At 43.5% G+C, this 24,083-nt stretch carries 20 protein-coding genes; 8 read left to right on the forward strand and 12 right to left on the reverse strand.

Annotated elements, in window-relative coordinates; genetic code table 11:
- Window positions 1–44: 44 nt before the first annotated feature.
- The 3 genes from L7A31_RS00190 to L7A31_RS00200 all read right to left on the reverse strand — a co-directional run bounded on the left by L7A31_RS00190 (window position 45) and on the right by L7A31_RS00200 (window position 3,005).
- Window positions 45–980, reverse strand: coding sequence for a universal stress protein (locus tag L7A31_RS00190; RefSeq protein ID WP_237359458.1), 936 nt, complete (start codon window positions 978–980; stop codon window positions 45–47).
- A 134-nt stretch (window positions 981–1,114) separates the two neighbouring features.
- Complete coding sequence (locus L7A31_RS00195) at window positions 1,115–1,366, reverse strand: DUF2999 family protein (protein WP_237359459.1); 252 nt, start codon at window positions 1,364–1,366, stop codon at window positions 1,115–1,117.
- Between the two features lie 364 nt (window positions 1,367–1,730).
- Window positions 1,731–3,005 carry an MFS transporter gene (locus L7A31_RS00200; RefSeq protein ID WP_237359460.1) on the reverse strand — a complete coding sequence of 425 codons (1,275 nt, stop codon included), beginning with the start codon at window positions 3,003–3,005 and terminating at the stop codon, window positions 1,731–1,733.
- A gap of 486 nt (window positions 3,006–3,491) precedes the next feature.
- Here L7A31_RS00200 and L7A31_RS00205 point away from each other — a divergent pair, with 486 nt between their 5' ends.
- Window positions 3,492–4,733, forward strand: coding sequence for an amino acid permease (locus L7A31_RS00205; RefSeq protein WP_237359461.1), 1,242 nt, complete (start codon window positions 3,492–3,494; stop codon window positions 4,731–4,733).
- Window positions 4,734–4,942: 209 nt separating this feature from the next.
- Window positions 4,943–5,563 (forward strand): hypothetical protein, encoded by a 621-nt coding sequence (locus tag L7A31_RS00210; protein WP_237359462.1) that lies wholly within the window; start codon window positions 4,943–4,945, stop codon window positions 5,561–5,563.
- Between the two features lie 18 nt (window positions 5,564–5,581).
- Here the strand turns inward: L7A31_RS00210 and L7A31_RS00215 are convergent, their stop codons facing one another.
- The 4 genes from L7A31_RS00215 to L7A31_RS00230 all read right to left on the reverse strand — a co-directional run bounded on the left by L7A31_RS00215 (window position 5,582) and on the right by L7A31_RS00230 (window position 9,199).
- Window positions 5,582–6,292, reverse strand: coding sequence for an SDR family NAD(P)-dependent oxidoreductase (locus tag L7A31_RS00215; protein ID WP_237359463.1), 711 nt, complete (start codon window positions 6,290–6,292; stop codon window positions 5,582–5,584).
- Window positions 6,270–6,848 (reverse strand): GNAT family N-acetyltransferase, encoded by a 579-nt coding sequence (locus L7A31_RS00220; protein WP_237359464.1) that lies wholly within the window; start codon window positions 6,846–6,848, stop codon window positions 6,270–6,272. The genes L7A31_RS00215 and L7A31_RS00220 overlap by 23 nt, the downstream gene beginning before the upstream one ends.
- A 7-nt stretch (window positions 6,849–6,855) precedes the next feature.
- Entirely contained in the window at window positions 6,856–7,482 is a 627-nt protein-coding gene (locus L7A31_RS00225) for an NUDIX hydrolase (protein WP_237359465.1), read from the reverse strand.
- Between the two features lie 172 nt (window positions 7,483–7,654).
- The gene (locus L7A31_RS00230; protein ID WP_237359466.1) at window positions 7,655–9,199 is read right to left on the reverse strand and encodes a glutamate synthase-related protein; all 1,545 of its coding nucleotides are present in this window, start codon (window positions 9,197–9,199) and stop codon (window positions 7,655–7,657) included.
- A 455-nt stretch (window positions 9,200–9,654) separates the two neighbouring features.
- On the opposite strand from L7A31_RS00230, the gene L7A31_RS00235 reads away from it, so the two are divergent.
- From L7A31_RS00235 to L7A31_RS00255, 5 genes are all read left to right on the forward strand, one after another.
- The gene (locus tag L7A31_RS00235) at window positions 9,655–10,071 is read left to right on the forward strand and encodes an Hsp20 family protein (RefSeq protein WP_237359467.1); all 417 of its coding nucleotides are present in this window, start codon (window positions 9,655–9,657) and stop codon (window positions 10,069–10,071) included.
- A 132-nt stretch (window positions 10,072–10,203) separates the two neighbouring features.
- Complete coding sequence (gene dnaK, locus L7A31_RS00240) at window positions 10,204–12,102, forward strand: molecular chaperone DnaK (protein WP_237359468.1); 1,899 nt, start codon at window positions 10,204–10,206, stop codon at window positions 12,100–12,102.
- Window positions 12,103–12,220: 118 nt separating this feature from the next.
- Window positions 12,221–13,123 carry a DnaJ C-terminal domain-containing protein gene (locus L7A31_RS00245; RefSeq protein ID WP_237359469.1) on the forward strand — a complete coding sequence of 301 codons (903 nt, stop codon included), beginning with the start codon at window positions 12,221–12,223 and terminating at the stop codon, window positions 13,121–13,123.
- A 295-nt stretch (window positions 13,124–13,418) separates the two neighbouring features.
- Window positions 13,419–13,568 carry a hypothetical protein gene (locus L7A31_RS00250; RefSeq protein ID WP_237359470.1) on the forward strand — a complete coding sequence of 50 codons (150 nt, stop codon included), beginning with the start codon at window positions 13,419–13,421 and terminating at the stop codon, window positions 13,566–13,568.
- Window positions 13,569–13,791: 223 nt separating this feature from the next.
- Complete coding sequence (locus tag L7A31_RS00255; protein ID WP_237359471.1) at window positions 13,792–14,574, forward strand: M15 family metallopeptidase; 783 nt, start codon at window positions 13,792–13,794, stop codon at window positions 14,572–14,574.
- Window positions 14,575–14,683: 109 nt separating this feature from the next.
- Here the strand turns inward: L7A31_RS00255 and L7A31_RS00260 are convergent, their stop codons facing one another.
- From L7A31_RS00260 to ebgA, 5 genes are all read right to left on the reverse strand, one after another.
- The gene (locus L7A31_RS00260; RefSeq protein ID WP_237359472.1) at window positions 14,684–15,115 is read right to left on the reverse strand and encodes a PACE efflux transporter; all 432 of its coding nucleotides are present in this window, start codon (window positions 15,113–15,115) and stop codon (window positions 14,684–14,686) included.
- A 204-nt stretch (window positions 15,116–15,319) separates the two neighbouring features.
- Window positions 15,320–17,719 carry an alpha-glucosidase gene (gene ygjK, locus L7A31_RS00265; RefSeq protein WP_237359473.1) on the reverse strand — a complete coding sequence of 800 codons (2,400 nt, stop codon included), beginning with the start codon at window positions 17,717–17,719 and terminating at the stop codon, window positions 15,320–15,322.
- 79 nt (window positions 17,720–17,798) lie between these two features.
- Window positions 17,799–19,226: an amino acid permease gene (locus tag L7A31_RS00270; RefSeq protein ID WP_237359474.1), complete on the reverse strand. Its 1,428-nt coding sequence runs from the start codon at window positions 19,224–19,226 to the stop codon at window positions 17,799–17,801.
- Between the two features lie 112 nt (window positions 19,227–19,338).
- A complete protein-coding gene (locus L7A31_RS00275; protein WP_237359475.1) occupies window positions 19,339–19,791 on the reverse strand; it encodes a beta-galactosidase subunit beta in 453 nt (150 codons plus the stop codon).
- 3 nt (window positions 19,792–19,794) lie between these two features.
- A complete protein-coding gene (gene ebgA, locus L7A31_RS00280) occupies window positions 19,795–22,884 on the reverse strand; it encodes a beta-galactosidase subunit alpha (RefSeq protein WP_237359476.1) in 3,090 nt (1,029 codons plus the stop codon).
- 352 nt (window positions 22,885–23,236) lie between these two features.
- On the opposite strand from ebgA, the gene L7A31_RS00285 reads away from it, so the two are divergent.
- Window positions 23,237–24,067 (forward strand): substrate-binding periplasmic protein, encoded by an 831-nt coding sequence (locus L7A31_RS00285; protein WP_237359477.1) that lies wholly within the window; start codon window positions 23,237–23,239, stop codon window positions 24,065–24,067.
- Window positions 24,068–24,083 lie beyond the last annotated feature (16 nt).

Here is a 24,083-nt window from a genome sequence, read left to right on the forward strand (position 1 = left end):
ATAGCAGCAACAATGTGAGTAGCCATGTGTGTAATATCTGCAGATCATGCCACTGGAGACATAAAACCTTCTGGCTTTAGTGCTACCAGCGAACAATTAATCGCTTGCAAGATATTTTCTGCGGTATTCCCTATCACAAACCCAGAGATACCAGTTCGCGCAATTGTGCCCATAACAAGTACATCGATTTCACTTTCTTCGACGGATTTTGGTATCGCATCGTCAGGTTTACCGTGCAAGTGATGAATGACGTAATCACCTGCGACTCCCGATTCAGCAATGAGCGCTTGAAGGGCTTGGTGGTGGTTATCTTTAGCTTTCTCCAATTCTTGGGACAGTTGCTTGTCTTCAACGTGGATCCAAGCGTGGTTGTCGAGGTAATGTTCTAGGTAATATTCCCAGCATGAAATAATGTGCAAGTGGCTATCACAGGAGTCGGCAATTGAGCGGGACAACTCTAATAAACGTAGTGATAAGGCACGTTGCTGTTCATCAGTGTTTTCAGGGTCGACGGCAACTGCTACCCGACGTTTAGTCTGTGGCTTTTCCGTGGGTCGATGAAGCCATACAGCGCACGGACACTTGCGAAGAAGAGTCATGTCTACAGCTTTGAAGCCTTCGCCGCCTTCTTTAATAGGTTCAGCTTCTTTTATCAACAGATCGATATTGTTGTTCATCGCTTCCTTTATTATGCAGATGGCTGGTTGCTCACTACTTTTTACCGCGAAAGGAAAGGGGGCTTGCTGCTCAGTTAGATTGTTTTGGTGTCGATAACTATCGATGTCTTGTTGTAGGTTGTTTTGCAGCGTCGCTTGGAAGTTCTGTTGATATTGCTGCAATTCATTAGGGAATGTCGGAAATGCGATTAGGCCGCTTACATTTACATTGTCGCTTGCTGCTAACCGAATCGATTGGTCAAGTGCGTCGCTTTTGCTTGGTAATCCCTGCGTAGCAAAAAGTATGTTTTCGAATCGTTTCATAATCGTCTCCTGTGTGATTAAATTTTAATCAACAAAAAGACAAAATGACCAGTTAGCTTTAGGATTTATTTTATAAAATACCCAATAGCTCAATGTCAGCTATCGGGCAGAGTGATTTGGTTGTTGGCTGGGAGCTACTTTTGCAATTTCTCTTTGGCAGCTTCTACTTTAGAAAAATCTAGGCCTAACTCTTCAACAGCTTCTTTGATTAAAGCTGGGTTCTGCATGACTTGCCCCATCAACATTTGTAGTTTTTCTTGAGGTAAACCTAGCTGTGCGATGGTTGCCATTGCAGCGATAGGGTTGTCTGTAAGAGTTTGGAATAGCTCGTTGATTTGCTCGTCACTAATATTGTTTTCTTTTAACAATGCAAGAATTGGGTTCATGCCTTTACCTTTTGCTAGCAATTTAAATTAGGCGAGTAGTTTATCACTCGCTCGACCTTAGATGTACCATGTTGTTGAGGTTACTCCGCGATTTCGTGGTACGCAACTCCTGTGGAGAACGGCAAAAAGCAGAACACGGATTTTGTAGAATTTCCCCATTCTGAAATGAATTTGAAAAATTCGTAGAGTTGGGTCACTTGAAAGCAAGAGAACAGGGAATCTTTTATAAGGACTTGATCTGTTTTTTGCTTTCCTTGTCTCAGGCATTATGTCATTGAGTTTAAAAGTTACTCACTTCGGTATTTGGCGAAAGTGCTCCTGATTCCCCCGATTGTTAAGTATTTTGCCAAATACCGAATTCTTACTAGCTATGCTGCGCCACAAGTTGGTCGTCCAGCCTTTGGTTTGTCATCAAGACTGCCGCGCATATTGCGCCAATGACAAGCGCTCCAACGAAAATATAGACAAACCCATTGGAAAAGCTGTGGTCCAGTTGAGTTGCGAGCATGGGTGAGAAGCCACTGATCGCGGCCCCAATTCCGTAGCTTGCACAGCAACCACTACTTCGAACATGTTTGGGATAGATCTCGGAAAAAATAGGTGTGATTGCGCCTTGTACCCAGCAACCCAAAATGACCAATATCATTAAGCCAAGAGCCATGTTCAGCATATTGTGCGAGAGGATCAGGTGAATTGCAGGGTACAGAAGAGCAATATGAACAATGATGCCATAAAGAGTCATTTTGGCTCGTCCAAATTTATCAGAAAGCAGTCCAAATAATGGATAAAGCAGGCACGCAACAAGAAGCGATATGGTATTTAGAGTGAGTGACTGACTCATTGTAAGGTGATTATATTGAGTAAAAAAGGTCACAAAATAAACGAAATCAATATAAAACATACCACCGAGAGCGGCACTAAACAGCACCACAATTGAAAAGCTCAACTTATGCTCTTTCCATAAGTATTTGTAGGTGTTCGTAGTGGGAGTATTAGTATTTTCAAACTGAGTGGATTCTTGCTGCTTGAACTGTGAACGAATAATGACGAGATAGACAGCCAGCAAGATGCCACCAAATAGAAAAGTCGCTCTCCAGGCATAAGGTTCAAGGCTAGTTGGCGTAAAATTCAGTACGAGGTAACTGGTCCCAGATGCCAGCAAAAATCCAATTAAGGAAACGGTAATCGCTATCCCTGAGTAGAAACCAGTATTGTTTAGTTGCTTGTTCTCAGTTGTCACTACAAGCAGGTTAGCGTACTGACCACCAGCAGATATACCTTGAATAATCCTTATCACTACTAGCAAGATAGGAGCGGTGATACCAATGGAATGATAGCTTGGCAAAAATGCGATGAACAGAGTCGAAAGCCCCATAATGATGATGGCTAAGTTCATACTGAAATACCGTCCAACTCTATCCCCAACCCAGCCAAAGATAACTCCGCCTAACGGTCTTGCCATAAAGCCAACGGCAAAAGTTGCAAAGGCAAGCAGCAAACTGCTAAACGCACTGGCAGAGGGAAAAAATTGTCTACCGATAGTAGCGGAGAAATAGCCGAAGAGACAAAAGTCGTACCATTCGATGGCATTACCAAATGAGGTCTTTAAAGTGTGCGAGATATTTTTACGTATGGGCATAAAGTGTAGAGGCTTTAGTTTAGTCAGCTGTAGAGCATGCTTGACGGGGGATGAGTTGCAATATTATAGAAACTGATTGAATAATCTAACATTTGATCGATTTTGTTTAAATTTGATTTAACAAATAGTCATGCAATCTTAGATTGACCATGGCTATGTGGCACTTTGGTTCATACTAAATGAATGGTCGTTCATTGATTTTTTAGCTACTAAATTTTGCTTATTTCTTTCTTTGCCTAACAAGACTTTTTAGTTTTGCAGAACAAAACTCTGTGGTATGGTTGTTTTTTGCTCTAGTTGATCGGTCAAGCAGAATAATATGTTAGATTTGCTAACAGGTCTGTAAAAAATTATCGATTTTAAATGTCGCCTACCTAACCGATACTCCTTTCCTATTTTTTCTCATCAATTTGTGTGCAAATACATATCATATTGATACTAAATATTTTTAAGTCGTTATTATTACTATAATTAAGTGAGAGTTTAATGGAATCGAAAACCATTGGAGCCATTTTGATCATTACTGGTACTTGCGTTGGTGCTGGTATTTTGGCTCTACCATTGTCTACTGCCGGGCTAGGCTTTGTTCCTACTGTTGTTTCACTAGGTGTTACCTGGGTCATCTCGATAATCACTGCATTCTTGCTCGTTGAGGTGCTTGCCGATCTGAAGCTGAAAAACATTAACTTCGACACCATGTGTAGCAAGACCCTCGGCCGTGCTGGGCAAGTGGTCTGTATGGTGGCTTATTTGATCCTAATGTACGCAGTGTCGTCTGCGTATTTGAGCGGTGGTACATCAATGCTCAGTGCTTTGCTTAAGCAAGGTGGGATTACGATACCTTACTGGGTATCGAGTTTATTGTTTGCAATCGTACTCGGCTCTGTTGTTTGCCTAGGTCATCGAGCGGTAGATTTAGCGAACCGAAGTCTTCTGTCGGTAAAAGGGCTGAGTTTCGTTGCTCTTGTCGTGATCTTAACTCCAGACGTCTCTTATGCGAACCTTTTCCAATTTAAGCATACGCTGCCTTATTTCTGGTATGCCGTGCCTGTATTGTTCTTCGCATTTGGTTTTCAGGTCATTGTTCCAAGTATGTACAACTACTTAGAGCAAGATATTAAACAACTCAAAATCGCAATTGTGCTTGGTAGCTTGATTCCTTTTCTACTTTACAGTTTATGGCTATCAGTAACGTTAGGTATTTTGCCACGCTTCGGGGCGACCAGTTATTCAAGCTTCTTACATACTCACAGCAGTGGTGATGTCGGAGCATTGTTTACTATGCTTGGCTCTCAAGGCTCATTGCACTGGAGTCATAAGGTGATGGATATTTTCACCAACGTTGCAGTAACGACCTCTTTCCTAACTGTGACTATGGCGCTAAAAGACTATCTATGCGACATATTCCGTTTAGATAGTAGTACTAGAAGTGGTAACAGCAAAGGTGCGCTGCTTACGTATTTACCACCTTTAGCATTGGTACTATTTGCTCCGACGTTGTTCCAAGAAGCGTTAGACTACGCTGCTGCAAGTTTAGCGGTTGTTTTGGTATTTTTACCGGTAGCGATGGCAGTGGCAATTAGACGTAAGCAAAAATTGGCGAATGTGGTCAGTACGTTTAAAGTTCGTGGCGGTGTGGTGCTGTTTGCGTTGCTTGTTACCTTCGGTATCGTATTGCTTGTATTGAGCTTTATGGCAAGCTGGCACATGTTGCCAGTGTTGCATTAAAACCCTCCGGTTGTATATGAAGAACGGCTGTCAGTTACATGGCAGCCGTTTTTTATGCCCCTAAACAACGATAGCTTAAGCTGTAGGTGTAGATCACTAGAAGGTGTTGATTAGTAACAAAACCTTCACTGACTCGTAATGGTATTTGCTAGGGCAATTGTTTAACTTTCCGTAGCCATTTAGGAATGATAGTTATATGGAGATAACTGATGCCGACAAAAGGAAACTTGAACCTGTCACCAAGTGAAGCTTGGCACAACTTTACCCACCCCGGTATCGAAATGAGTACCCCCAACGAAATTAAAATCTATGCGGCATCCAAAATGGAAGCCATCATGGGGGCAAAGACGTCATTGATTGCCGGAAACTACTTTAGTACCAACCTTGGTGTGACCAATAAAGTTTATGCGATGGAGTATGGGCAGTGGTATCCAGGTTACAAAATTGATGTCGATGGCGTTTCAAAAAAATGGTCATTTTTGAATGCTCATTATGCAGCGTACAAACAAACAACCTATTTGAACCAGCTACAAGCAATACAAAGTGATTTCAATGTGGCAGTGCAGCAAATGCATGCGTGTGAGAACAAGCTTTATGCTGCACAAAATGACTTTGGTTGTGTCAATGCTCGCACCTATATGAATAACTTGGATACGGCAATGAATCAGCTGGCTCTAGCGCAAAACAATGTCGAAGTTAAGAAAAACCAAGCATTCACAGAGCAAAGCGCGATAGTCGCAAAAGTAACCGAAAGCAATTTAGAGCAAGCAAGAGCAAGATTGATTGCAGGTGATATTCAAGTGCAAAATAACAAACTGCTCATGCTGTAAAACTTTGCTCTTAGCCGATCAGCGCAGACTAAGACTAAACTCGCTTGAATAACCGCCATCCAACTTTATATCTTGCCCAGTCATAAAGTTGTTGTTTATTAGCATTTGAACAACAGAGAAAACATCTTCAACAGTGCCGCAGTTGCCAGTTTGATAGCTGTTGGAATAGTCTGGCAGTTCACCTTGATACTTTCTTCGAATCATAGGTGTGTCGATAGTTGCTGGTGAAATTGAATTGACTATCAGCTCAGCTGAATGCTCTACGGCGATGACTTTGGTTAAATTGATAATGGCTGCTTTTGCTGCACTATAGGCAGCCATATTCGTGCTGCCATAATGACCTGTGATACTTGCGATATTAATGACCTTTCGCTTTTTGTGTTCAGCCGATTTGCAAAGCTTTAACTCACTCTGGATTGCGTTAAAGAATGGATGAAAGTTCATGTTGAATGCATCCATGTAGCCATCCAGCTCAAACTGGTCAAAACGTTGCCTAACACTGCTGACACCAGCGCAGTTTACTGCGATATCAAAATCACCGATTTCGTTGAAAATAGCCTCGGTTGATATTGAGTTCATTAGGTCTACGACACGCTGTTTACATTGTAAATTTTCAAGTTCTGCGTTTTCTTCTCGGTCTAGTGCGTATACTTCGTATCCTAGTTCTATTAGACGCATCGCAGTGTGTTTGCCAATGCCACTTGCACTACCGGTCACTATTGCTTTCATTTTGTTCTCTGTATTCATGTATCAATTTTCTATAGACGATTGTGTCATCGAGCTCCCCATCGGGTAAGCGGCGAGTGTGTTTTAGCTGCGCTTCAAATACGAATCCACACCTTTTTGCTACGGCAATACTTTTAGTATTCGATTTTACCGCTCGAATTTGTACTCTCTGCGCATCTAGCTCCTTGAAAGCGTAGGATTCCACAAGCCTCACGGCCTCGGCAATATACCCTTTGCCAACTTCGGAAGTTCTGAGCCAGTAGCCAATTTCAAAATGAGGAATGGATTTATCACATATGATAAGCCCAGTCATACCTAAAAAACGCCCCGTGCTTCGCTCTATGATTGCAATTCTAAGCTCTTCACGAAAGTTTTCATAATTTTCAATCGCTTCGAGCATGTTATCCTTTGTACTTTGCTCTGTTAAGGCAAACTCTACCCAAGGTAGGTATTTTGCAAGCTCTGCCTTGGACTCAACGACAGCTTCTAAAACCTGATCGCAAAGCTCGAGCGTGGGTTTACACAAAGTGATTCGCTTTCCTGTTGCTATGGTTTCCATGGCGTTCCTAATCTACGTGTATGTATGGCACAGAGCTATCAGCGTGACGGAATACCATCTCAATATCTTCCGGCAGTACGCGGCTGGTGGATAAGTTTGGTAGTGTGTTGAGCTCGAAAAAATTGGCTTCAGAAATTTCCATAGTCGGTTTGGGCTCACCAGACACATATCGGCAGACAAAGAAGAGCTTGTAAATATGAAATGGGAACTCGGGCTCATACGGATGAAGTGAACGATCTTTAATGGCGATTAGTTTTGGTGAATCCACTACAATGCCAGATTCTTCGAAAACCTCTCGCACTACACCTTGAGAAGGCGATTCGCATACGTCTGCCCAGCCGCCAGGCATACTCCAGCCACCATCTTCAATCTCTTTAACCAGTAGTATTTTGTTGTCTCGGATTATGCCCGCGCGTAGGTCAACTTTCGGCGTAGGGTAACCTGACTCCGGAATAAAGAGTTTTTGAATCGCTTCAACGGGTTGATTGCTCAGGTGGGAAAACATTTGGTTGGCAACATCAGACAGTTGATCAAAGCGCTCAAGGTCATATTTGTCTTTGCTGTATGCTTGTCCTGCTTGAGAGATAGCTTGAATCTGTTTTGCACAGTCTAGCCAAGGTGACATGCTCTTCATTTTCATTGCTCCTTGTCTGCGAGTTATTTGAAATTTTTATCTAACATCAATGCTCGGCTTAACTTAACAAAAAAGTACTGACTCGGAAACGTAAGTAGTTACAACTAATTGAATTTTTAGCAAGAAGGAGTTAGGGAGCCTTTAACCGGGGAGATTAAAGGCTAGGATATTGCTATTGAGGATCGCTGAACCCGGAATAGTTAACGCCCGACAAAAGCGCCATTTCTCTATTCCAAGTAGCTAAATCATTTTTATTAAAATCGTTCAGAGAATGATGACCACAAGCTCTTGCCATAACCTGCATTAACTCAACGGAAGCTTCGAAGAAGTTCTTCAATTGCAGAGCAGATTTATCAACGTTTAGCCTTTGGCGCAAATCAACTTTTTGCGTAGCAATACCAGCGGGGCAGTTATTGGTATTGCACATTCGAGCGGCTACGCAGCCGATAGCCTGCATGGCACTATTTGATATAGCGACCCCATCTGCTCCTAAAGCGAGTGCTTTGACAAAGTCAATCGGTAGTCTTAGTCCACCAGTGATAATGAGTGTGACGTTTCCACTTTGCCCTTTTTCATCCAGATAACGTCTAGCTCTGGCCAGAGCGGGAATCGTTGGCACACTGATATGGTCACGGAATATCTCAGGTGCAGCACCAGTGCCACCACCTCTGCCATCCAATATTATGTAGTCTGCACTGGCATCAAGAGCAAACTGTATATCTTGTTCTATGTGATTGGCGCTTAGCTTAAAGCCTATTGGAATACCGCCGGACACTTGTCTGACCCCATCAGCAAACCGCTTGAAGTCGTCGGCTGTTTTTAAGTCTGCAAATGTAGGTGGGGAGACTGCGGGCTGGCCTTCTGCAATGCCGCGTACTTGAGATATTTTCCCAACGTTTTTGCTTCCCGGTAGGTGCCCACCTGTGCCCGTTTTTGCGCCTTGACCACCTTTAAAGTGGAATGCTTGAACATTTTTCAAAAGCGATTCGTCATAGCCAAACTTTGCGCTGGCGAGTTCATAAAAGTATCTGGAATTAGCTGCTTGCTCTTCTGGTAACATTCCGCCTTCGCCAGAGCAGATACCAGTGCCGGCAAGCTCGGCGCCTTTGGCTAACGCCGTTTTAGCTTCTTCAGATAGGGCTCCAAAGCTCATGTCTGAAACAAATAATGGTATGTTGAGTTTAAGTGGTTTATCTGCTTTGGGCCCGATAACCAGTTCAGTGCTAATGTTGGTATTTTCCATGAGCGGCTTAGTGGCCATTTGAGCAACCATCACTTGTATATCATCCCATTGGGGGAGCAAGTGACGAGGCACTCCCATTGATGTCATGGGGCCGTGATGTCCAAGTTTAGAGAGCCCTTCTCTCGCTAATTGATGTATGAGTTCAACAGTGGGCTCTTCTTTCGTCGCGGACGCGATAGGGATGGTTCCTGCTTTGGCTTGTAGCCCAGGGCCTTCTTGACCGACTTGCTGACTTGTAAATTGTTTATGTGAACCATCGCAAAACGGTGGATTTGCGGTGTGCTTGCACTGGCAAAGGTAGGCATCACCGTTATCGTCAGCCGTGAATTGCTTAGGCCTAAAGTCAGTTCCTGCATGTGAACCATCACAGAAAGGTTGGTTTTGAGAACGACCGCAGGCACAGAAGTAGTAATCTTTGCCTTTGCTTAACTCTACTTTGATCGGTTTATTGTCAACAATGATTGGCTTGCTCATATACCCAAATCCTTATTTCCCTCGCAGAAAAGGTGTTGAAGTTGGTCAGTGTAAGAATAATTGCTCTTTTAACTGTAGTTACAAATACAGTAAGTGTGCGGAGAGCTTTCGATTGTCTTTTGGGGGGACGTGTATGGATTCTAGTATGGAGCGAACTAATGTCATTGATACATTAATATTAAATTAAAAAAGCTAATCCAATGGTTGACATGCTCTTTTCGGAAGCATATATTAATTACATGAACTGCCTTATGGAGTTCGTTGGCTGCTTACTTTGCCAATAGTTGGGAAGTACAAAGCAGCACAAAGAGGGTAGCCGACATAGAGTCTGCTGCTTTTATTTAACTATGAGCCGTATGTCCTGCTTAGCATTATGTAAGTAGAAGGAGTGCGAGTTCATCCTCTACACCTTTATATCTGGTGTAAAGGCTATTGCTTATTAAAAGGATAGTACTATGCGAAACTTAGACTTTTCTCCCCTATATCGTCACGCCATTGGCTTTGATCGTTTATTCAACTTAGCTGAGAGCAGTGCGAACAAGCCGTCAAACGGTTATCCACCTTATAATATTGAGCAAAAAGAAGAACATAACTACCGTATTACTATGGCTGTTGCAGGTTTTTCTGAACAAGAGCTCACTCTCACACAAAACGAAAACATGTTGATTGTTTCTGGTGAAATGAAGCCAGAAGAGACAAAGAAAAATTACGTATATCAAGGTATTGCAGAGCGCAACTTCGAGCGTAAATTCCAACTTGCAGACTATGTCAAAGTGACCAATGCCACGTTGGAAAACGGCTTACTTCATGTCGATCTCGTTCGTGAAGTGCCAGAAGCGGTACAACCTAAAAAGATAGCGATCAACAAATAGCATAGAGATCTTAATTACGTAATCAACTTGGGCAATTCTTCATCAGGTAATGCAATTGCCCAATCATTTCGACTAAAAGTTTATTAGATATATGCATTAGTAAAACTAATGTTTATGTCGGAGGAATATATTATGGGTAAAATAATTGGTATTGACTTAGGTACAACGAACTCTTGTGTTGCTGTGTTAGATGCAGAGCAGCCACGCGTGATTGAAAATGCAGAAGGTGAACGTACTACCGCATCGGTTATTGGCTATACAGATAGCGAAACCTTGGTTGGTCAACCAGCAAAACGTCAAGCGGTGACAAACCCTACCAATACACTATTCGCGATAAAACGTTTGATTGGACGTCGCTTCGAAGATAAAGAAGTTCAGCGTGACATCGAAATTATGCCTTACAAAATCGTGAAGGCAGATAATGGCGATGCTTGGGTTGAAGCGCAAGGCCAAAAGATGGCTGCGCCTCAAGTCTCTGCAGAAGTTCTGAAGAAGATGAAGAAAACTGCCGAAGAGTTTTTGGGTGAAAAAGTCACTGGAGCAGTTATCACAGTCCCTGCGTACTTTAATGATGCGCAGCGTCAGGCTACAAAAGATGCTGGTCGTATTGCAGGGTTAGAAGTGAAACGTATCATCAACGAGCCTACGGCAGCTGCACTTGCTTATGGTTTAGATAAACGTGGTGGCGAACGCACAATAGCTGTTTACGATTTAGGTGGTGGTACCTTCGATATTTCGATTATTGAAATCGACGAAGTTGACGGTGAGAAGACCTTCGAAGTACTTGCAACAAATGGTGACACTCATCTTGGTGGTGAAGACTTTGACAACCGTTTGATCAACTACTTAGTCGACGAGTTCAAAGCCGATCAAGGGATTGATCTTAAAAATGATCCACTAGCGATGCAACGGGTAAAAGAAGCAGCAGAAAAAGCGAAAATTGAGCTTTCTTCTACGCAGCAAACAGATGTGAATTTACCTTATGTTACTGCAGACGCTGCAGGCCCTAAGCACATGAATGTGAAAGTGACTCGCGCCAAGCTGGAGTCTTTAGTTGAAGACTTAGTGCAACGTTCGCTAGAGCCGATCAAAGTGGCACTAGCAGATGCTGAGCTTTCTCAGGCTGACATCACAGACGTTATCCTAGTCGGTGGTCAGACTCGTATGCCGATGGTGCAAACCAAAGTGGCAGAGTTCTTCGGCAAAGAAGCACGCAAAGACGTCAACCCCGATGAAGCGGTGGCAATGGGCGCTGCTATTCAAGGTGGTGTTCTGGATGGTGATGTGAAGGATGTACTTCTGCTTGATGTGACTCCACTTTCTCTTGGTATTGAAACCATGGGTGGTGTGATGACTAAGCTTGTCGAGAAAAACACAACCGTGCCAACCAAAGCACATGAAGTGTTCTCAACAGCGGAAGACAACCAAAGCGCGGTAACTGTGCATGTTCTACAAGGTGAGCGTAAGCAAGCAATGTACAACAAATCTCTAGGCCAATTTAACCTAGAAGGCATTCAACCAGCGCCACGGGGTATGGCTCAAATTGATGTCACGTTTGATATCGATGCTGATGGTATTTTGCATGTGTCGGCAAAAGACAAACAATCTGGCAAAGAGCAAACCATCACAATCCAAGCATCTGGTGGACTGAGCGAAGCTGAAATTGACAAAATGGTTCAAGAAGCGGAAGCAAACAAAGAAGCTGACAAGCAGTTTGAAGAGCTTGTGACTGCTCGTAATAAAGCGGATCAATTGATTCACTCGACTAAAAAACAAGTAGAGGAGTTGGGCGATGCACTTCCTGCTGATGAAAAGGCTAAGATTGATAGTGCAATATCTGAACTAGAAGAGGCAAAAAAAGGCGACAACAAAGACGCTATTGATGCTAAAGTTCAGGCACTTGTTGAAGCCTCTAAAAAGTTAGTGGAAATTGCGACGCAGAAAGCTCAAAATGCGCAGTCCGCGAGTGGCACTCAAAACCAAGCTCAACAAGACGACGTCGTTGATGCTGAGTTTGAGGAAGTCGACTAGAAGCAGCATGAAGTGAGGAAGCCACTATATGGTTTCCCCTTCATTGCCTAGAGCAACAAAAGTAGTGGGCGTATATTATACGCCCATTTTTTCGATTAAAGATTAGAGAGGTGACAGCATGTCCAAGCGGGATTTTTATAACGTGCTCGGTGTTTCGAAAACCGCCTCAGATAAAGAGATCAAAAAGGCCTACAAAAAGTTGGCCATGCAGTATCATCCAGATAAAAATCCAGATGACGCTGCTGCTGAAGCGAAGTTTAAAGAAATAAAAGAAGCATATGAAGTGCTCACGAACAAAGAAAAGCGTCAGCAATATGATCAGTTTGGTCATGCAGCTTTCGATAAATCAGGATTCGGTGGGCAAGGTCATCAGGGCCAAGGTTTCGGCGGCTTTGAAGACATTTTTGGTGGAGCATTTAACCAACAAAGCCAAGGCTTTGGCGGTGGTTTTGGTGGATTCGAAGATATTTTCTCTCAAGCTCGTAGCGGCCGCGGCCAAGCGAGACCACGCAAAGGGCAAGATATTGAGTTCACGTTAACCGTCGACTTTATTGATGCCGTTAAAGGTGCAGAAAAAGTTGTTGAACTGCCATTAAATGGCGAGCAGAAAAAAATCAATGTCAAAATCCCTGCGGGAATCAGTGACGGAGAGAAAATTCGTTTCGCTGGTAAAGGCTCTGCAGGCATGGGTGGTGGCCCGGCTGGAGACATGTTGCTCATCATTGCTATTCGTCCCCACGCCTTTTTGGAAAGAGAAGGCAATGATCTGATCTGCAACATTAACGTGGATATGGTGACAGCCGCCTTAGGCGGAGAAGCTGAAGTGAACGTGATCGACAATCGCTTTAAGCTTAAGATCCCAGCAGGCACGCAAACTGGTCGTAAATTTAAAATGACCGGCAAGGGTGTGACTAGCAGAAAAGGCCAAACTGGTGATTTATTAGTGAAGGTTTTTGTTGAAACACCAACAAACCTCACCGAGAAGCAGCGCTCTCTCTTGGAGCAGTTCAAAGCTGCTTAACATTCTCAATAAATTTAGCTCGGAAGGTTTTACCTCCGAGCTAAATTTTTTGACTATCGGTTTCAGTATTTCTCTTGAATGTTCTTTAATTTCCGTACAAACCTTGGTGAACAATTGAGATGCCTGTTGTCTTAAGGTATCAAAGTACGCTAACCAAACTCCTCACTACCCACTCCCAATACCAACAATAAGTCGTTGACTTTCCCCTTGGTGGAAGCTTTAGGCTAATAACCATCCCTCAGAAACGTTATGAAAATATTCGTTGAGGCTAATTACTTATTGAAGGAGAACAGTTATGGGTTGTTGTGGTTCTAGTAAAAAACGCACGTCTACACCGGAGCAGAATGTTAATCAATCTGGGCAGCATATGTCTCATGAACAGTCGAAGCAGATAACGAATCAGAAACCTAAAGTTGGTTTTTGGCGCCGACTGTTTGGTCACTAGTGCTTAGAAAGTAAGTAGCTAATTGACATTATTTAATGTAGATCCAAAGTTAAGAAACCCATGTTGGAGAGCGAAAGTGATTTCGGCTTCTGGCGTGGGTTGTTTGGTTAGATTAGTGGTCCGGGCAAATGTTATTTTTCTCAATTAGTACATTTTCTGTGTGATAGAAACAATTGCTTTGATATGCTTCCGCTTTTACACGCCATAAAAAGGATTTATCAGCATGAAGGCTGCAACCGCAATTCTCCCTTTTTGTATTCTATCTGCTTTATCCACCGTCCCCAGTTCTGCACTGGCTAAAACAAGTTCGGTGAAGCCTCCTAGAAACTTTGTCGAAGTAACAGAAGTCATACCTAGCATGCAGTTGGATATGCGTTACTACACCAATTATAACTTTGTTGGCAAAAGGATTGATGGTTATAGCAAGCCGGTTTGTTTGCTAACCAAGAAAGCAGCTAATGCATTAAAAAAGGTGGAAAACCAGTTGCTTCCAATGGGATTGACGCTGAAAGCTTATGATTGTTATCGACCTCAAAGAGCAGTTGATGAGTTTGTTCAATGGGCGGATCGCATTGAAGATACAAAAATGAAAATGGCGTTTTATCCCCATGTCGACAAAACAGAGTTATTTTCTGAAGGCTACATCGATAAGCGCTCAGGGCACAGTCGAGGCAGTACGATAGATTTGACCATTGTTCCTTTGGATAGCGAAGTGCCTAATTTGGACAATGTGAATATTCACAAGTCATGTATCGCGCCTAAAGATGAACGTGCACCAGACAACAGTTTAGATTTTGGCAGTGGCTATGACTGTTTTAGTCCAATCTCTCACCCTGATTATTACCAAGTCAGCCCTCAAGCAAAGGCGAATCGCTTACTACTCCGAACTTTGATGACACGTGCTGGATTTGTACCTCTCGATACAGAGTGGTGGCACTTTACTCTGGCGTATGAACCATACCCAAATACTTACTTCAATTTTCCAGTAGACAACTTGAAGCAATAAGAGAGTTGTGCTGACTGGCTTCATTTCTTTGAAGCTGGGACTATTTAGTGAGCCGTTGTTAGTGTGTCTATAGATAGCCTAACAAGGGCTTTGTCGAAGGGGGTAACTGTTAGTGAGATTCTTTTGCTGCGTGTTCTGGAACCGGGAATACTTTATCGTAGCCTAGGTTAAACACATAAGCGTAAATAACATAAAAAATAACTAGGCCAATATCGAGTATGAGCGCTTGAAACAGGCCAACATTTAGAAAACAAGCGATCATTGGAACAGTGATAATAACTAAACCACCTTCAAATATGAGCGCGTGAAATATTCTAATCAGCGTCGTTTTCTTAATGCTACCAAAGCGCTTCAGAAGAAATTTATCGAACCCGATATTGTAAATGTAATTCCACCCAGTCGCGATGACAGAAAGCACGACACCGAGCACGCCGATATGGCCTGCATCATAGCCCAAGTGCTTAAACGCGAAGACGATTATAACCAGTCCAATAATTTCAAAAGAGATCGCATGTCGAACGCGATCCAATGGGGTTCTCACAACATATTCCTAGAGCTTTTTATTTCGAGACATTGTACACCAGAAATAACGATAAGGAAGGTATTGAGAAGAGTTGCTAATAAGGTGCTGATATATTTAACATTCACCTATTAAATATATCCAAGATCCCGAAGGCACCTTGGATATATAGTTAATTTTTCTAGAGGCTTAGGTTATTAGATGACTTTCATTTTTATAAGCGTTTTACCCCGCGCTGTTTTCAGGCTTGTTGGTAAAGAAATCGTTGTACAACATGTATAAATGAGCTGCACTCCAAGAGAAGTTGGCCGCACCTTGCTGGTCACCAGTCAGTGGGTTGTAGTTTTCGCGAATTGGCCCATCGGTAATCAAGCCATCAGCATGCTTGAAGAATTTGTTCGCTAACTCAACCGCTTGCTTTCTGTATCCATATTTCTCCATGCCTTTTAGACCAAAGTAGAGTTGGTCTACCCATACTCGGCCTCGCCAATAGATATCCGGGCCGAATGCTGGGTTAGTTAATGACGCAGTGCCAAGCGGTACATAGGTATTAAACTCTTTCGGATTTTCCATCACCTTTATAACGGCGTCCGCGTGTGCTTGAGTAGCTGCGCCATTGAATAGAGGTGACCATCCCTCTGGCCCCTTACCTCTTTCGACAATAGGCTTTCCAGCACAGCCGTTAGCTAGTGGTTTGCCTTCAATACGAATGTCGTAGAAGTAGCCAGTTTTATCGTCAAACATACAGGTATTGATGTATTTCGATAGTTTATTGGCCTTCTGTCGAAACTCTTTTGCTTGAGCATCTTTGTCTAACAGATCTGCCATCTTTGCTAGGTAAAGATTGTCGCTATACATATAACTTGCTTGGTCGACAGACTCTTGCATTAATGAATAGCCAAGTAGTGTGTTGTCCTTGGAGCGATTCTGAGCAAAGTTGACTTCCCAGTCACTTCGATGTCCGCCATGTTTGACGTATTGAGTGAGCTGCTTAGGGGAGATAAAGCCAAACACGGCTGCGTCATCTCGGCCAGACTCCCAGGAAGCGGCTGTTTTAGCCGGAATATCAATGTGCTGGTAATGGCCAGATTTAGTGAATGATCGATATGTATCTAAACCCGAATATGTCGTTTTCTTGCCATCTTGGGTGACGACAAAGAGCATCTTACCGTCTTTAGTATTGTGTACTTTGTCGCGTGATGCTCCATATTCGGGCACGCCATTATGGTTGTGATCGCGGTTGGTTAACCACCAGTTGTGGTAAGCCACGAGCTTTGGATACATCTCTTTAATCCAGCTTTTGTCGCCAGTCGTTTTATATACTTCCCAGACGGCCCATGCCGCTAAGCTTGGCTTGGTGTTACGCTCACTCCAGTTTCCTCCATCGCCACCTCTCTCTGGGCTTTGGTTGTAAGCGATTAAGTCAGGTACAAAGCCTGCGTCCCATGGCCTAACAGGATCATCTTTGGTGATTTGGTAAGCAAAGACAGCGCGAATATTGTCTTTTGCCACTTGCGGGTTGAAATGCGCCATCGCATAGGCTTGTTTCCAAGTGTCCCAAGGCCATGTCTGGTTGCCTGAGAACCAACGCGCGGTGACAGATGGCGTGACAGAATCAAACTTCATTGCTCCTGCTGCTCCGCGCCAGTTTCCGTTTAATGTTTCTATCGCTTTTACCGCAACACGCTCTTGCTCATTGGTCGCATTGGGGTTGCTTAAAGCGGATGTTAGATACTGCTGCCAACGTTTCTGCGATTGTGATAAATAGCGCTCTGGGTGAGATAAGATATCAGCAATTTTTTTCTGTTCTGCTCTCGCTTCCTTCTGGTCGAGGAGGTGGCTGTAGGTTGTGTAGATAGTAGTGGACTTGGCAATTCTCGCATTTGAGGTGAATGTGTGCCCGTTGACAATGGTTTTGGTCGGTATCGATTTGTGAATTTGATATTGAGAAGTTCCAGATGTCAGCAGCTGCCAAGTCGCTCGAACCTTTCCAAACTCAACGGTCAGGCCATCAGGTGTCGCTACAATTTTACGTTGATAGCTTGGAAATTCTTGGTCGATGGTTTTATCTGAAGGCTTTTCATTTTGTTTATGATGGTACTTCTCGAGCAGTTCGCCATCCCATTTAAGTTCTACTGGGCTATCTGTTTTGATTTTCGTTTCTAGCAAGGATGTTCGGTTGGTGACAAAGCGTAATGTCATTGTCACTGTAACATCGGGTGACGTAAGCGTTTGGATTAATGCGCCCGGAATACTGTAGGCATCCATAGTAAAGCTAACTTTCTTGCCGTCTTTGTACACGCTCAATCGGTCAAAATTGTCGGCCATGAAGTTAATATATTCTTCGGTGAGAAGAGCTGGCCCGGGAAAGCCACCCATTTCACTTTTGTTCGCTGGAAGCAAATGACCGTGCCAAGCACCGTCATCAAAAAATGGATTAAATCTTTGCCCATCATCGAAGTCGTAATCTTGCATATATTGCGGAGAGCCAGTTCTATCAATGATGTTTTTAAACTGGTTTGGGTCAACCGTGTTAGCCGATGAGCTTTGGGAATAGGCAGCGCTGCAGTACGTACCCAACAATGCTGTCGCCGACAGCATCAAAGTTATTCTGCTAAGTTTCATAATGATCCTTGTTACGAGCAACTTAGAATAGTGATAGATAGAAAGGCACGTAACGTGCCTTTACTTACCGAGAGGTGAGTTAGGAAATACCAACAGGATTTTCTGCTGGTGTATCAGCCTTGTGTTGCTTTTTTTCGAATCGAGATATCCACCAGTAAGCCAGGCCAGCGAAGACGGCTGTCATGAATACGTTGATGAAGAAGGCTTTGACGAGGTCAACTCCAGCAGGGAAAGCGGAAGCAGTCATACTGACTACGAAGATCAGTATTAACACCGACACAATACTCATGCCGACTTTGCGTGAACCCATTTTAAACTCACGTGGTGTATCGTCATGTTTCCAGCGGAAAACAAAGTACGCAACCATGATGAAAATTGGCGGAAGCATAGCAGTGCCCGCTGTTAGGTTGATTGCCGTATTCATCATCTGCTGCACAGACTCTGAGCCAAAGCCGTTTACCACTAACATTACGAACACAAAAACAAATTGCCACCAAGCTGCTCTCACAGGCACGCCGTGCTGATTAAGCTCTGTAGTTTTTTCGCCGTACACGCCTTTAGGAATTTCAGAGAAGTGGATTTTCACTGGTGCCGCTGTCCACATCATCATAGAACCAAACATGGCGATAAATAGCACGATACCTACGAAGCGTCCGACTAATGCTTCAGACATATGGAAATAGCTGGCCATTCCAGTAAAGATTTCAACCATTCCTCCGGCGTAGGTTAAATCACCGCGAGCAACGAAAACATTAACAAGCAATGAGCCTACCGCATACATGATACCGATGGCGACGCCTGCTGTGATAATCACTTTGATAAACGATTTTTGACCGCCTTTAACATCGTTAAGATAGGCCGCTGCAGTTTCGGCGCCACCTGCGGCTTGGAAGATCCAACACATAATGCCAAGCGTTGCCCAGTTAATGGTTGGTGTCATTGCTGTGAGGGTAATAGGCTCTGCTGGAGTGTGGTCGCCGCTTAACGCGAACAGTGCGCCTAATACATAAATGGCGAACAGCGCAAATACGCCGTAGGCAACCATTTCCGATATCTTGCCTAACCAGCTTGCGCCTTTGGTTGAGATATGTGTTGCGCAGGCGAATAAAACAATGGAGATGATGGACGTGACCATCGGTGAGAAAGTGTATTCGTATCCCAGCATCGCGTAAGAAGCGTAGGCGATGACATTGGGCAGTAGAGAGATAAACCAAAACAGGTTTACAAACCAGTACAAGAAGGAGCCCATGTAGGCCGCTTTAGTGCCAAGTGGTTGCTTTAACCAGTCATACATTCCTGACTCAGAGTTTTTATTGGCAGAAACAAATTCAGCGATAATAAAAACAAACGGAATAAAATAAACAACGGTCGCAAACAGAAATATAGGTGCCGAGCTAAGGCCGAGCTCGATATTGTTATTTACGATATTTCGCACATTGAACACTGCTGCTAACGTCATAGAAAGCAAAGCAAATTTGCCAATTGTGCTGCGAGTGGAATCAGACATAAGTCCCCCAACGAATCACATCAAGTATAGCCCCATCGATGGGGCGTGAATAGCAGCGCTAGGCGCTGCGGTGGTACACAAACAAGCCGCTATTGCCTGTCTGTGTACGTCCTTATTTATTTAGGAAGCAGCCATCTTCTACCGTGACTTTCAATATCACTTTCCTAACGTTATCGCTTGCTAAGAACCGATACGCCTTGCTGTTATCAAACACTGCGATTTGACCTGCCCGCAAAGAGACTTGGGAGCCTGAGCCTTGTAAATACTCACGATCAGTTTCATCTGAATAGCTACGAGTTTCACTCAAAAGCTTTTTGTGATTGAACTCGATTGTTTCACTGCCTTCTAGGTAGTAATGAATGTCAAAGTAGCGGCGATTACCAATGAAGTCTTCACAAGGTGGTGTGTCGCCATTGGTTAGCATGTATACGAGTGAGTCACCGATTGAATACATAACGTTAGCTTTTATATTGCCTATGTTTTCAATGGCCTCAATGCAGCGATTCCATTTCTTTCCATCTCGGTACACGGTCTGGAACTGTTGTAAGCTATCTAATATGTACATCTTCTAGTCCTCGTTAGCTTTGGCTGTATTGAAAACATCATTTGAAAAATCAAACTTGGCCATTGAGCTTGCACTGCTGTTTGAAGAATTGAATGGAACCAATGCAAAGCCGTACTGAAACGCTTCCATATGAACCCGATATGAGTCGAGTACTTCACTTCCCCATGAGTTAGAACCTAAGCCCATTAGCTTGTGATCTAAATTCAGTGTTATGTAACTGCTTTCAACAAGTTCGTTGCTGTGCTGAGCTTCATGAAGTACCTGATTGGTATAATGTGAAGCGCTAAGGTTTAGCTCTTGATTGGGTTTTATGAACAGGCCAACTCCATGATTATCCGTTAGTGATGTCCAGCGGATATTCTGGCGGTTGCCATTGTTTTGTGGGAATGGGTAGTTCACAAACAGATCAGCCACATTGGTATCAAACACATCGATAAAATTCGCTTGTTGGCTGTCTTGGTAGTTTTCATCTGGTCCGCGACCATAGTAGGAAATGTTCGAGAAGTCCTTGCTGATGCCTATCTCGAAACCAATCGTAGGGATGATATGTGGAAAATCACCGTAACGACTACCGCTTAGTTGTACGTTAACATGACCGTTAGTACTAATTTGATACTGGTATTGGCAGCGCATACCAAAATCAAAAACAGGTGGTGCGATAATGCTGTTGACTGTCACAGTGACAAGATTGTTATCAGTATCGACAGTTAATGCTCTAAAGTGCTCTTGCATAATTTGCAAGTGATTTGGATGCCAAAGGTCGTCGTACTCCTGTCTGTGGTTATCGATAACAGGTTTAAAGAAGTTCAGTTTAGGTTCTTGCTGAATGATCTCTTTATCATCGACTTGCCATGATGTGAGCTTGCCATTGACCTTGGAAAAGCTTAAGCGGAAGTTGTAACCATAGATCTCGTAGCTAAGCTGGCTTTCTACCACTTCCAATGTTGTCGCATTGCTATTGGAAAATGGTATAGCAGCGGCAGTATTTTGCTTCAACTGAAACTGATAGTTCGCGATAGAGTGGTTGGCGTCGCTATATGGTGTTTGGTTGTCTCGCACGACAGCAAAGTTGATAAAGGCTTCTCGGCTATCGAGATCCGGTATTTGGACAGTAAACTCCCGTTCGCTGTTGGCTGCTAGATCTTCAATTTTTATTCGAGAGCTTGTTACTGTATCGCCTTCTGCGCGAACAGTCGCAATAATTGAATAGTCGTCAAGGTTAGTAAACCACTGCCTGTTTTGGATGGTGAATAGACCTGCTTGTGAGTCTACGGCTGAGATCTTAACTGGCGCGATAACCTGCTTATACTCTCGCAAACCTTGGCTAGGCGTTTGATCTGGATAGATAAGTCCATCCATGCAGAAGTTGTAGTTGTTTGGATAATCGTTAAAGTCTCCTCCATATTTGTAGAACGGCGTGCCTTTTTCGTCGTGTGCTAAAATTCCATGGTCACACCATTCCCAAACAAAATGCCCTTGGATGTGGTCATGTTTGTAAAAGACATTTTGATATTCATTTAAGCCACCCGGACCGTTACCCATGGCATGAGCATACTCGCAAATAATGCGTGGTTTCGGGTGAGGATATTCGCCGAAGCTATTCATTTGCTGAACACGAGAATACATGGTGGAAATGACATCTACGACTTCTGCATCTCGGTCTTCTTCATAGTGAACTAAACGAGTGTCATCAATTGCTTTTGTCGCTTGATACATCGAGCGAATATTGCAGCCGTAACCAGACTCATTGCCAAGCGACCACATAATAATGGAAGGGTGGTTTTTCTGTGCGTGAACATGGCGAACTGCACGATCAACAAATACGTCTTCCCATTCAGGATCGTCGGTAATTCGACTTAGATCACCAACATTGGCGAAACCATGGGTTTCAACATCGGTTTCTGCCATAACGAACAAGCCATAGATGTCGCACAGTTCGTAGAATCGGGGATCATTTGGGTAGTGGGCGGTTCGAACGGCATTGATATTGTGCTGCTTCATCAACACTAAGTCTGTTTCGACGCGATCCATACCGACAGCTCTGCCAGCTCGGTGATCGTTGTCATGACGGTTTACGCCATGCAGCATGACATAGTGATTGTTGACGTAGAAAAGACCGTTACGAACTTTAATATCTCGGAATCCGACGCGCTGAGGAACCACTTCAATCAGCTGGCCGCTGGCATCTTTGACTAAAATGAGTAGTTCATAAAGGTATGGAGACTCACTGTTCCATTGCTTTGGGTTGACCACGTCGATAGCAAATGAGAGCGGGGTAGTACCGTCCACTGAAATGGCATCGATAGTACCGGATTGCAGTAGCTTAGACTTATCCAAAAGCTGGTATTCAACCCTATAACCAGAAGCATGAGAGTCACTGGTGTTTTCAAGCAGCGCACTACAAGAAAGCGTTGCACTTTGATAATCATCAGAGAAGTCTGTGCGGATAGTGAGATCTTGCAGGTGAACCTTGTTTCTTCCAAGCAAATAAACTTCTCGGAAAATGCCAGCCGTCCACCACATGTCTTGATCTTCAATGTAGGTAGAGTCAGCCCACTGCATCACTCTGACGCTCAGCAAGTTTTCGCCTTGTTGGACAAAGTCAGTGAGATCAAACTCTGCGGTTAAACGGCTGCCTTTACTAAAACCGACATAGTGACCATTCACATAGACTTCGAAGTAAGTCTCGACACCATCAAACTTAATGATGGTTTGTTGATCTTTCCAGTTTTCCGCTAGGAAAAACGCTCTCTGATACGCTCCGGTCGGGTTATCACTTGGAACGTAGGGAACATCAATTGGGAAGGGGAAACCTTCGTCGGTGTATTGCAGTTCACCGTGTCCTTGCATTTGCCACATACTTGGAACGGATATCGTGCCCCATTCGCTTGATAGCTCACGATAGAAAGAATCGGGAACAAGCAACGGATTCGAGAAATACTGAAAGCGCCATTGCCCGCTAAGGGATAGGAAGTGTTGGCTCAAATCGCGCTGAAACGTTCGCGCTCGCTCTATTGAATCATAAGAAAAGAAATATGCCCTTGGTGGCAGCCTGTTTTCATGTTGCTTATGAATGTTTTCCCAGTTATTCACATGGCCTCCAGCTAAATGACCGAGTTAAAGTTGATTTTGAAGCTGGAGGTATACTAGTAAATGTTTTAGTAAAAATATTTACTAAAACATTTTAAGTTTAACTAAATCACAATTTTTTCTAGGACGTGAGCACAACATGTGATCTGAGTAAAAGAAAAACCTTGATAGAAATATGGAAAAGCACAGAGATGTCATCGAACAAGCTTGGGCGTCGGAAGGATGGTTTTAAGCTGCGTTAGTTAAGTAATGCTATCACTACCGTGTTAAGAACATTTTGGCGAAATTACTACAATACATGAGCGGTTTACGACTACCTTAATAATATGTTTTTGGATTCTATTCGACAGCTAGTATGACGCGAACTCTAATACTGTTGTTTATATTGTTAGTTAGTTCTTTTTCTACCATTGCGGGGAAAAAGGCGGTAAAACTTTGCTATGAAGATGTTGAGATAAAACCTTATTTTTTGGGTACTGAGCAGATACCAGATAAGCCGGGTTATGTTGTTGACCTTATAAAACACGCTGTGAATACCGCTGGTGCAAAACTGGTTTTAATTCGCCAGCCATGGAAACGCTGCATTCTAAATGTGACACGTGGAGAAGTGGATGGGTTATTTGCGATCATTAAGACGCCTGAGCGTGAAAAGTGGGCTGAATTCCCAAGTCAAAAGCAAGTAGATTCCTACCTCATAAAGATAGCCTATCCCATATACGTCAGGCGTGGCCGCCAGTTAAGTTGGAATGGCAATCAATTCACGGGGGTAAAATTTGGCATTGCTGCTCCCGCAGGTTATGTCGCAAGAAAGTTGTTAGTGGAGGAAGGAATTTATCCTAAGGACGGCACTAACCTTGACTTGGCTCGGGGTCTTAAAATGGTCGCAATGGGTCGCTTAGATGGCTATGTGGTGAATAAAAGTACTGGAGACAAAACACTAAAAGAATTAGGTTTAGAAAATAGCATCACCACGTTACCCATTCCCTTTATGTATAGTTACTTGCACTTGGCTTACTCCAAGCCGTTTTTCAGTACTAACAAGGCATGTGCCGAACAAGTATGGAATCAAATCGCAGTCATTCGCAATGAGTATGGAGATAAGATGTTGAGTAGCTATCAAATGGGGTCTAAAGCGGTACATGTAGAGTCAGAAGAGCCGAGTAGCGAAGCGTGTAGTGGTGATTGATTAACTGAACGAGGAA

This window comes from Vibrio marisflavi CECT 7928 (assembly GCF_921294215.1).
Classification (GTDB): Bacteria; Pseudomonadota; Gammaproteobacteria; order Enterobacterales; family Vibrionaceae; genus Vibrio; species Vibrio marisflavi.

Coding starts and splice junctions, on each gene's coding strand:
- L7A31_RS00190 (WP_237359458.1), bottom strand. CDS start 980: ATGAAACGATTCGAAAACATACTTTTTGCTACGCAGGGATTACCAAGC.
- L7A31_RS00195 (WP_237359459.1), bottom strand. CDS start 1,366: ATGAACCCAATTCTTGCATTGTTAAAAGAAAACAATATTAGTGACGAG.
- L7A31_RS00200 (WP_237359460.1), bottom strand. CDS start 3,005: ATGCCCATACGTAAAAATATCTCGCACACTTTAAAGACCTCATTTGGT.
- L7A31_RS00205 (WP_237359461.1), top strand. CDS start 3,492: ATGGAATCGAAAACCATTGGAGCCATTTTGATCATTACTGGTACTTGC.
- L7A31_RS00210 (WP_237359462.1), top strand. CDS start 4,943: ATGCCGACAAAAGGAAACTTGAACCTGTCACCAAGTGAAGCTTGGCAC.
- L7A31_RS00215 (WP_237359463.1), bottom strand. CDS start 6,292: ATGAAAGCAATAGTGACCGGTAGTGCAAGTGGCATTGGCAAACACACT.
- L7A31_RS00220 (WP_237359464.1), bottom strand. CDS start 6,848: ATGGAAACCATAGCAACAGGAAAGCGAATCACTTTGTGTAAACCCACG.
- L7A31_RS00225 (WP_237359465.1), bottom strand. CDS start 7,482: ATGAAGAGCATGTCACCTTGGCTAGACTGTGCAAAACAGATTCAAGCT.
- L7A31_RS00230 (WP_237359466.1), bottom strand. CDS start 9,199: ATGAGCAAGCCAATCATTGTTGACAATAAACCGATCAAAGTAGAGTTA.
- L7A31_RS00235 (WP_237359467.1), top strand. CDS start 9,655: ATGCGAAACTTAGACTTTTCTCCCCTATATCGTCACGCCATTGGCTTT.
- dnaK (WP_237359468.1), top strand. CDS start 10,204: ATGGGTAAAATAATTGGTATTGACTTAGGTACAACGAACTCTTGTGTT.
- L7A31_RS00245 (WP_237359469.1), top strand. CDS start 12,221: ATGTCCAAGCGGGATTTTTATAACGTGCTCGGTGTTTCGAAAACCGCC.
- L7A31_RS00250 (WP_237359470.1), top strand. CDS start 13,419: ATGGGTTGTTGTGGTTCTAGTAAAAAACGCACGTCTACACCGGAGCAG.
- L7A31_RS00255 (WP_237359471.1), top strand. CDS start 13,792: ATGAAGGCTGCAACCGCAATTCTCCCTTTTTGTATTCTATCTGCTTTA.
- ygjK (WP_237359473.1), bottom strand. CDS start 17,719: ATGAAACTTAGCAGAATAACTTTGATGCTGTCGGCGACAGCATTGTTG.
- L7A31_RS00270 (WP_237359474.1), bottom strand. CDS start 19,226: ATGTCTGATTCCACTCGCAGCACAATTGGCAAATTTGCTTTGCTTTCT.
- L7A31_RS00275 (WP_237359475.1), bottom strand. CDS start 19,791: ATGTACATATTAGATAGCTTACAACAGTTCCAGACCGTGTACCGAGAT.
- L7A31_RS00285 (WP_237359477.1), top strand. CDS start 23,237: ATGACGCGAACTCTAATACTGTTGTTTATATTGTTAGTTAGTTCTTTT.